Below are 9,696 nucleotides of genomic sequence, written 5' to 3' on the forward strand. Positions count from 1 at the left end.
AGACCCCGATGAAATTGATGCTACATACATTCACCGCTATAGGGCTAGCTTTAGCGCTAACCGCTTGTGGTGGAGGTGGTGGTAACGACGATAGCACCCCTGTTGTTGTTGAACAAAAACCGACGGCTGTTATCACTAGCAGTACAGAACAAACAACGTTTTCACTTAAAGATGGTGCAGTACAAATTCAACTAAGTGCTGATCAAAGTAGTAGCGCAGATAACAAAGAACTTAGTTATCAATGGCAACTTATTTCTCGCCCAGAACAAAGTGAAGCGGCTTTAACCAGTAACGATAGTCTTAGCACCGATTTTGTGGCTGATCTTCCTGGTGAATATGTCATTAGTCTTATTGTTAATGATGGTGTTAATAACAGTGAAGCAACACGCATTACTTTTAATGCAACATCACCATATCCGACAGCAATCACTGAGCCTGTATACAGTGTAAGTTTGGGCACAACGAGTGTCGGCCTAGATGCAAGTGCTAGTTTACCTCCAACAGGCGAGACAGGCAGTTTAGATTATCAATGGAAGATTGTTGAAAAACCGGCTGAGAGTGCGGGTTATTTAAGCAATGAAACACTTAGTTTAGCTACTCTATTTGTTGATGTAGCTGGAGATTACAAACTAGAGTTAGTTGTTTATTACGGAAATATTGCCAGTGAACCAAAAACGGTTACCGTAACTGTTTCATCAGGTAATGCTCCACCTGTTGCGATTGCTGATGATGTGACGATTAAGCTTGGGCAAACAGTCACGCTTGATGCATCACAAAGTAATGACCCTGAAGGAGCGTCTTTACAATACCGTTGGAAATGGGCTTACACTCCTGTTGAACCTGATGCTATTCCATTACCTGAATTAACAGGAAGAACAACAGATACACTTACTTTTACGCCAGCTGCAGCGGGAGAGTATTCATTGGTACTGTTTGTGTTTGATGGTGCAAGAAAAAGCGAAGAGCGTGAAGTTCTTGTAACTGTAGAGAAAGATCCTGAGTCTAATGAAAACAAAGCACCCGTTGGCGAGTTACTCGCAACAGGCTATTTCCCTTCTTATAGTATTGGTGAACAAGAAGTTGGTTTACGCGCTGAGTTTAATTTTTCAGGCTATGATCCAGAAGGTGAAGCACTGCAAATAATCAGTGCGGAACTTATAGAAAAGCCAGAAACAAGTACTGTTGAGTTAGTTGATATTGGTTCTTGGAAGCCAATGGGCAAAAAGATCCAAAAGCTTGATGTTGAAGGCATGTATAAAGTACGAATGGTTGTATCTGATGGTGTTAATCAACTAACAACCAATGCAACAATGGAAGCTAAAATTGGTAATGTTAATGGGCAGCCTTCAACACGCGGTGTAGATGCTCAATCTAAATCAGTGATTGTAGGTGATGCACTCGTATTCGATGCATCAAGTGAAGACCCAAATGATGATCCAATGACATTCCATTGGGAACTTGTTGATCGTCCAGATGGCAGTAACGCGGTTATTGAGCCAGTTATTGAACCTGAAACCCAAGAGTATCGCCGTGCTCGCGTGGTAACTGACGTACCAGGCTCATATACTGCGCGCTTGATTGTTGAAGATGACCGCGGACTTTTTGCAAAAACTTATGCAGAAGATGATGGCCTTGCAAAACTTACCAATACTGCGCCCGAAATTCGTTCTGTTGTGTGGGCACGTAGTTGGGGAAGACTACAGCCAGGTGAAGATTACTATCAAATCTTACCGTGCATGTCATTATTACATCGCCCTGTTACGGTTGATGCTGATGGTGACGAAGTATTCACCCATGAAGAGTTAATTAGCACGCCTGAAGGTGGAGAATTCACAAGTTATCCTGATGAAGCTGATTGTCCTGCCACACGCGGTCAAGTGTTTACCAAACCAGGTACTTATACATTCCGTTATTCAGCGACTGATTTAATAGACGATGCACCACAATATGATTTTGTTGTTAAAGTTGATCCATTATCAGAAGCGAAAGGTGTTCGCTTACGAAGCATTAATGAAGATGGCGAAAGCTTATGGCACCCACTACCGTATGAAACAATTCCACCATTTGCAAATGGCTTTAGTGCAAGCTCGCGTCCATTCTTAGAAGAAGGCTATGTGCAGTGGGAGCTAAGTGCTATGGACAGTGCGTATACAGTTGAAAATGTTAAGGTGAGCCATATTAATGGTGGTCTTGCGAGTCTTACCCCTCGCTTTGAAAACCTATATGAAGGACGTGTTATTCAACAAGGCGAAAGCTTAGCATTTCAAACCGTAGTACCTGCAGTGCCTTGTATTCGTAATGATGATAAGTCTGAAGGCTTCCATTTCTCTTTCAATATTAGAGAAATCCCAGAAATTACTTATGTATACGAAATATGGCGCACAGCCGATGAAGACAGTCTTTTCAACGAGTGGGAAGAGTGTGAAGAAGGCCAGCTAAATTAAAAACTTAAACAAGCGAACCTTCGGGTTCGCTTTCTTAATATTACCCCTTCCACGTTCCTTTAGACGATATCGCAAATCAAACAAACGCATTCAGAGTTCACTCTGATAATACTAGTGAGGGAATTGTACGCAAATATACTTTTCCATTGTGATAATGCAAAAGCGTATTGCTAACGATAATTTAAGGCTCTGAAATAGAAAAAGTGATCTTTTATAATCCTTGAGCAGAAAATAAGCTCTTTGCAAACTATGCTTGGAGCTAACTTACATAGTTTCTAACCTCTCTTTGTACCCATTCATCTTAATATACTATTTAATAAGCTATTATATTTGTATGATAATAAAATCACTCAAATCTTGAGTTCATAATCCAAAGGAACATACCTAATGTGGTTTACTAATCGCAAACTTTTATCTGAAAATATTTATTTAAAAGAGCAGGTTGCAGAATACGAAAATATAAAGCATGAGCTCAAAGAAGAGATGTTGTATTTTTTACTGAACAAAAATAGCACCATTATTGAAGTAAATGAACGATTTGCAGCAGCGCTAGATTTCAAAGCAAATGATCTAATAGGTAAAACCCTAAATGATTTGCTCCTAAAAAAATCAATTAAAAAACCCCACACACAAAAATTACTCTCGGCAATAATTAAGTTAAACCATTGGCACGGCGCCTTACAATTACAAACTAATACAGGTCGTGAACTGTGGCTTAGAAGCATTTTACAGCCAATAAATGGCGAACTTGCCGTGTATTCAGCTGAACTTACAAGAACTATATCTCAATCTAGAGAGAAGGAAGATATGCTTATTGCTCTCAGTCGTTCTTCTGCGGTGATTGAATTTAGCCTAGATGGCGTAATACTCAACGCTAATGATAACTTTTTGAATGCCATGGGGTACTCTCAAAATCAAATTCTAGGAAAGCACCACAGTATGTTTTGTGATCGACATGAAGTTGAATCGAATGCCTATCAGGTGCAAAAGAAGTGGTTGAGGCCGTTAGTCAATTTAAAACGAACCTTTAGTTAAGGGCTGCCGAACAAGGGAGTAGCGTGTTACTCCTTTTTATTTACTTATCTTTAATGTAAAAAGAAGCATGACTAGTATCCCCAAAATGCGTAAACGTAAATGCTCTAAAAGTTTGTGTTAGAGGTCTTGAGTGCCAAATTTTATATAATAGTATAATATTTTCTATGTATTGAATTTAGGTAAGTAATGGTGTACTTTAGTGCTGGTTTTGAGTTTTAACTCTAATTATATCCCTTGCTGTTATTTCTTTTAACTTTCTTAGTTAATAAAGGAATGGAAGCAATATGTTTTTTAAACCAAGGATGGGTGTTCAATGACTACACAATTTTTTTATAGAAGTTGCTTTAAGACACAGTGTTCAAGAATCGCTGCTACCTCTTTACATTCGTAGCGCTACTCCATTTCTAAATAATATTACTATACCTCAATTTCTAATATGATTTGGCTTTTTATGTCTTGCGTTTATAAAAAATGCTCATTTAAGAGCGATGGTTTCACTCTTATTGAGCTTATGATTGTAATTTCAATTACAGCGATTCTTGCATCAATCGCATTTCCTGCATATCAAAATTATATTCTTCGTAGTCATGCACATGTAGCAGGAGCTGACTTAGTTGCACTATCTGTAAGTTTAGAAAACCGATTTCAACGCCGATTGAGTTACTCAGGTGCTACAGTTGATAATGTAAATTGGTATCAGTCATCTAAAAATTACACTATTAATATGAGTGTGACGGCAAACTCATACCTCCTCAAAGCAACTAATTCTGATTGCGTATTAACTTTATCCAACACCGGTTCACGAACACTGTCTGGTAATTGTGGTGGGTTGAAGTCTTGGTAAAAAAACAATCGGGTTTATCTCTCATTGAGCTGATGATAGTAATAACAATTATTGGTTTTTTGGTATTAGTAGTCGTTCCTTTTACTCAATCTTGGATATATGAAGCTCAAGTTAATAACGCAAGAAGTTTACTTGCGAATGGGTATAGTCAAGCCAAGGCATTGGCATTACGTAACCCACAAAATTCACAGGGGGATTTAGCATCATCTGCATGCGTTAAATTAGCAGATGGGGTGCTTCAGGTAAGAGAACCTGAAGGTTCCTTATGTTCTGGAAATATCGTTTGGCAGGGGGACTGGCCTGAAGGTGTTTCTTTACTTCGAAGTAATAATCGCCTTACGGTATTTTTTATTAATAATCGAGGCTTAATACTGAAAAATGATCAGCAGGTTGGTGATAATCTAACGTTTACTCTCAATAAAGGAGCTGTTTCTTACAATGGGGCTTTTTACTAAAGGATTAGTGCTTCAAAGAGGGTCCTCTTTGATCGAAGCGATGGTCGCTATGTTAATCTTGGCAATTTTATTTCTCGGTATTGCACAAGTTTTAGGTCGAGGTTTAGTGAGCCAACGCTATATGAATACATATAGTTTAGCGCTATTGGAAATGCGCGAACGCCTTCAACAACATAATGATGTAACTCTTTGTAGTAATCCTGGAAATCTCAGTTGGGTTGGGAATATTCAGTTAGTTGCAAGGTGTGATGAGAATGATGTAACTATTGGTGTTAATGGCGCCAATGTATCTGTAAAAACAAATGTTTTAACGCTATCAACGAATGGAGACGAAGAATCACAAGCATTTTTTGGAGCTGATGGCGTTATTCGAATATCGGAAAGTTCGAGTATAAAATGAAGAAACAAGGCGGTTTCACTTTAATTAGTTTACTAGTTGGCTTGCTAATCTCCTCATTCCTACTAATAGGAATGATGATGGTATATAGAAACACTATCCAAGTTGTTGTTCCAGCTTCTGAATCTTCTCGAAGTGATGGTGAGCGCGTTTCAGCTTTATTATCCACCAATATGATGTTACAAGCTGCAGGCTTTGGAATCGAGAATTCATCATATGGTTCTCATTTACGCATTTTCAAGAGCAGTGCTTTTGTTCCTTTGGCTACATCTGAAGGTTCTGTTGCTAGTGGTGATACTGTTTTATGGCTAAGTAAAGATTTTAATGGTACTCAATGTCGTGGGTTATCGGCAGATGGTGAAGGTGGTTTGTGGCAAGTATCATGTGACTTAGATATGCAAAATATAAAGCTTACTTCAAGACTTATTCTACCTTCCCAGTATGGAGCAGAGCAGGCCACCCCTATTACAATTATCGCTAAGAGAGTAACTTGCTATCCATTTAGTACAGATATTTCAGGTCGTTTAAAACTGGTTTTAGTATTTCATAACTCTGTTGCACGACAAATTGAAAGCTCAACATGTTTGCTGAACTTTGTTTCATAATACAAGGGATAGTATGAACAGAATTACTGTTAGGTCGCGTCAGTGTGGTGCAGCGACAATCACTATTTTACTCTTAGTGGGAGTGTCAATTTCCATTGCTGTTTTAGGTTCACTTCATTATATCCAAGGTTCTCAAAATCAGAGTTTAACCATGCATGCGCAAACACTAGCCCAACGAAAAGCTTGGGTTGGAGTAGATTTAACAAAAAAGTATTTAAATGCTCTTAACAGCTCTCAATTGGAAGAATTAATTGATTCATTACCACTTAAAGCAGAAGTTGGACAAACACAACTGACACTCAAGCCAAGCGTCAGTGACCCAAATATTCATCTCTCCCTATTTAAAGAGGAAGTGGATGATAAAACATATCTTTATGCAGAAGTGAATGCTGAAGCGGCAAAGGGGACAAAAGCTTACTCTAACTCATCAATTGAAGCTGTTTTTGAGCTTCAACATACGGGCACGCAGTCACCAATAAAATCATGTTCAATGGTTCGTACAGCAGTTCTCAGGGGAGCAACTGACTTAACCGGAGGTGGAACAGACTTCTTGTCAGGTGATGCTCTCTCAGATATCGCTGTTGAAGGCAACTTGACTCTCACAAACTCTTCAAAAAGTGGTATTTCTGGTTGTGTGAGCGGTGATGTTTATATGAATGGCGGGGGAATAAAACGTAATGCAAACCTGTATATCGGTGGTCGCTTTACGCTTGAAAGCATGTCAACGCCTGAACATGTGGGCGTTTGGGCGCGTGATATTGATATTGGTAATAGCGGTAAAGGGGTCTATGAATACCTTCGAGCTGGTGCTTTTAGTGCAGAAGTGCTGGATGATACTGGTAATTTGATTGGAACGGCTGGTATAGGTGGTAAGCTACTTAACGATGCTGGGGCCGCAGGATCATCGAAGGATTTAGGAGTTTTATTACCGTCAAAGAATCTAAAATTTGTGGTTGAAACGACTTCTGGTGGGCGATTACTTGTTGACTTAAGCGATGCCAATATTGAGAACTCAACTGGATTTGTGAGCGGGTTTGCAAGTGAGGTTTTAGATGGTGATGATTCTTTACCTTCTGTAATACAGTTCGTCACTACTGGAGTCCTCGGGGGAAACATAGATATTTTCACCCTTACAGTTGGAGAACTATGGGGGCAAAAGATAGTAAGTGATGGATATGACGCTAATTATACAAATGTTTTCTCAAATGGTGATTTTAGCGTAGGCACTGGTAATATCGGTTCGCTGATTGGTGGTGGTAATCTACGAGCGAATAAAGGTGGATGTAGCAGTGATTCAAATTGTTGGAACTTACCTAAAATTCTTAACCCGAGCCAAATTGCTGGAGAGTTAAGTATTGGTGATTATCAAGGTAATGCAACGCTAAATAATCTAGTCCAAAAAATGACTGGAATTAACTCTAGCTTGCCTGGGGTGCCGTATTGCGACACAAGAGTAGCTAAAGTGGTTGCTGATGATTATAAGGCTTCAGCTAACTATATTTTTGAGGAGGTTGATGGTAAACGTCATTTAACGATTCAAAATGTAAGTTTAGCTGATGGAACAAGCCTTGATGGTGTTTATGATCTCCAAACAGATGAGCTTCGTTTTTTTGGAGATCAGCCTTTTCTTTCATGTGGATGGGGAAGTGGGCATTGTTTTCGAAACAACGAAATTTGGGAGTTAAATGGAATTTCTTCTTTTCCGCCAGGAATTGCATGGTTTGATAGGTCGTTAAAAATTAATGGTGTTGGCAGTAATGATGCCGTAAATAATGTAGGTAAAAATTTACTAAATACATTTGTTACAACAGGAGATCTAGAGCTAGCCTCTTCAGGGCATGGAAAACTCATAGCTCCAAACTTTAATCCTAGTGAGCTATGCAGTGGTGGAATTGTGCCAACAAACTTATGCACCCCTGACGGTAAATTGGTAGGAGATGAAGAGACTGGTTTAGCACTTGCTAATTCGTCAATTATCTCGCAAGGAGGTTTAAATGTACAAGGGTGGGTTATAGATGGTCATGTGACACTTGGTGGAGCTGTAACGACCTCGGGTTCCAAGGTTTTTATCAATGGTGGTTTAGTTGTTGGCTCGAATGCACCGGCGAGTGTGTCAGTAGGAGCAGGTGGTTTAGAGGTCAATACACAGGGTTTGTCGCAAGGTCAGCTTCAAAAAGATTGTAGTACTCAAACCGGCGGTAGCTCTGAAAGTGGGTGGCAACTGAAATACAATACGCCAATCTGGACACGATATTTATAGCGAGCTGAACTATAATAAATATCAGAAAAACTAAAGCACTATATAAATTATTCTCAGGGCCTCAGCTTAAGAGCATTGGTATCATGGCTACTTCTTACAAATTTCGTCGAGTTTAGTATCAAATGTTAAGGGGCACGATTTAATCAGTTTTTATTAGGAAAGTGGGTTTTAAAAGGCAATTAAAGTATCAATAAGTGCCTCTCTTCTATTATCCCAAGAAGAATCTGCGTTTAACTCATTTTTGTCGGATAGACGACACCTGTTACCAAGTGTCGCCCTCCTAAGAACCGTACGTGCAACTTTCACTGCATACGGCTCAAGCCTTCACGAAGGCACCTAATTGATACCCAGCAACTTATAGAGCAGCGAGATTAGGCTCATTCCAAGAGTTGCGGCATTGTCTCTTTGCTTTTCTCTTTGCCAAGTATTCTTGGTATAAAGGATCAAAAGGCGTAGCTTCACTCCTGATTTTCACATGTCTCTCTATTGGCACCTTAGCTATTTGAAATAGAGTAAACTGACAATCCATATTCATGCTCTTCTGCCAACCGTGAAATTGCCATTGGCCTCGACGGTTGATAAAGTACTTCATGGCGATCCAAGTTTTTGATTTTGTTGGATGACGCCTTTTAGCCCAATGCCATAACGCTAGAAATAGTTTGTGACTCACATATCCGAATACTTGTTTGGCAACGCAATGTCGATAGTAATTCGACCAGCCCCTGAGTTTCGGATTTATCAACTTGATTAGATCGTTAACGGGGGTAGTTGCGTGCTTTTTAATGAGTTCGCGCAAGTTACTCAGAAATATTAACGTGTTAGATTTGCTCGGTTTAATGAGCAGTTTTCCTTTGTACTTCCTATGGTTAAAGCCTAGGAAGTCAAAACCACGGCTAATGTGAGTAATGTGCGTTTTCTCTTCGGAGAGCGTTAAGCCTCTGTGTGCTAAGAAGTCAGCAATCAACGGTTTGATATCGTTCTCCAGCACGTCCTTTGAAGTGCAAGTGACGACGAAATCATCGGCGTATCCTATAAAGTTGGCTCTCGCCCCATTTTTAAGTGCGGTGGACTTTATGCGTTGCTCAAGACCTGCAAGAGTCATCAGCATCAAGGTTGGAGATATGATCCCGCCTTGTGGTGTTCCCTCGTCAGTGCGATAGAACAGCCCTTTGTCCATAAAACCAGACTTTAACCATTGTTCCAACATTCGTTTATCTACAGCTATATTATTCATAAGCCATTGATGCCCAATCTTGTCGAAACAGGCTTTGATATCTCCCTCAAGAACCCATTGCGCGGATTGCTTTTTACTCAAACAGAGAAAACACTGAGCAATAGCATCAGCAGTGCTTCTATTGCGCCGAAAGCCGTAGCTATTTGGGTCAGCAAGTGTTTCTGACACAGGCTCTAGTGCAAGAAGGTGAAGCGCTTGTAGCGCTCTATCGACCATGCACGGGATACCCAAAGGTCTGAGCTTGCCGTTTTTCTTAGGGATGTAGATACGCTTGAGCGGTTTGGCTTGATAAGCCTTTCTGCTCAATTGATTGACTGCTTTCATGCGGCGCGTATCCGTATTCCAGATGACGCCGTCTATTCCGGGCGTTTTACTGCCTTTGTTTTGTGATACTCGCTTAACAGCAAGAAGTTTTGCCGAAT

At 40.0% G+C, this 9,696-nt stretch carries 8 protein-coding genes; 7 read left to right on the forward strand and 1 reads right to left on the reverse strand.

The window, feature by feature from the left end:
* Positions 1–8 precede the first annotated feature (8 nt).
* From L1266_RS19835 to L1266_RS19865, 7 genes are all read left to right on the forward strand, one after another.
* The gene (locus L1266_RS19835; protein ID WP_235378208.1) at positions 9–2,444 is read left to right on the forward strand and encodes a PKD domain-containing protein; all 2,436 of its coding nucleotides are present in this window, start codon (positions 9–11) and stop codon (positions 2,442–2,444) included.
* A 387-nt stretch (positions 2,445–2,831) separates the two neighbouring features.
* The gene (locus L1266_RS19840) at positions 2,832–3,479 is read left to right on the forward strand and encodes a PAS domain-containing protein (protein ID WP_235378209.1); all 648 of its coding nucleotides are present in this window, start codon (positions 2,832–2,834) and stop codon (positions 3,477–3,479) included.
* A gap of 511 nt (positions 3,480–3,990) precedes the next feature.
* Positions 3,991–4,323, forward strand: coding sequence for a type IV pilin protein (locus tag L1266_RS19845; protein ID WP_171041538.1), 333 nt, complete (start codon positions 3,991–3,993; stop codon positions 4,321–4,323).
* Positions 4,317–4,778 (forward strand): pilus assembly FimT family protein, encoded by a 462-nt coding sequence (locus tag L1266_RS19850; RefSeq protein ID WP_171041539.1) that lies wholly within the window; start codon positions 4,317–4,319, stop codon positions 4,776–4,778. Before L1266_RS19845 ends, L1266_RS19850 begins: the two co-directional genes overlap by 7 nt.
* Positions 4,762–5,178 (forward strand): type IV pilus modification PilV family protein, encoded by a 417-nt coding sequence (locus L1266_RS19855; RefSeq protein WP_138599176.1) that lies wholly within the window; start codon positions 4,762–4,764, stop codon positions 5,176–5,178. The genes L1266_RS19850 and L1266_RS19855 overlap by 17 nt, the downstream gene beginning before the upstream one ends.
* A complete protein-coding gene (locus L1266_RS19860; protein ID WP_138599177.1) occupies positions 5,175–5,780 on the forward strand; it encodes a PilW family protein in 606 nt (201 codons plus the stop codon). Before L1266_RS19855 ends, L1266_RS19860 begins: the two co-directional genes overlap by 4 nt.
* A gap of 13 nt (positions 5,781–5,793) precedes the next feature.
* Positions 5,794–8,040, forward strand: coding sequence for a hypothetical protein (locus L1266_RS19865; RefSeq protein ID WP_235378210.1), 2,247 nt, complete (start codon positions 5,794–5,796; stop codon positions 8,038–8,040).
* Between the two features lie 355 nt (positions 8,041–8,395).
* Here the strand turns inward: L1266_RS19865 and ltrA are convergent.
* A partial coding sequence (gene ltrA / locus L1266_RS19870; protein ID WP_235378211.1) for a group II intron reverse transcriptase/maturase occupies positions 8,396–9,696 on the reverse strand: 1,301 nt, incomplete at its 5' end.

The sequence above is a fragment of the Pseudoalteromonas sp. Cn5-37 genome (assembly GCF_021532495.1).
GTDB lineage: Bacteria > Pseudomonadota > Gammaproteobacteria > Enterobacterales > Alteromonadaceae > Pseudoalteromonas > Pseudoalteromonas simplex.

Excerpts from the sequence above, each read along its gene's own strand:
- L1266_RS19835 (WP_235378208.1), top strand. The coding sequence starts at position 9 with ATGAAATTGATGCTACATACATTCACCGCTATAGGGCTAGCTTTAGCG.
- L1266_RS19840 (WP_235378209.1), top strand. The coding sequence starts at position 2,832 with ATGTGGTTTACTAATCGCAAACTTTTATCTGAAAATATTTATTTAAAA.
- L1266_RS19845 (WP_171041538.1), top strand. The coding sequence starts at position 3,991 with ATGATTGTAATTTCAATTACAGCGATTCTTGCATCAATCGCATTTCCT.
- L1266_RS19855 (WP_138599176.1), top strand. The coding sequence starts at position 4,762 with ATGGGGCTTTTTACTAAAGGATTAGTGCTTCAAAGAGGGTCCTCTTTG.
- L1266_RS19860 (WP_138599177.1), top strand. The coding sequence starts at position 5,175 with ATGAAGAAACAAGGCGGTTTCACTTTAATTAGTTTACTAGTTGGCTTG.
- L1266_RS19865 (WP_235378210.1), top strand. The coding sequence starts at position 5,794 with ATGAACAGAATTACTGTTAGGTCGCGTCAGTGTGGTGCAGCGACAATC.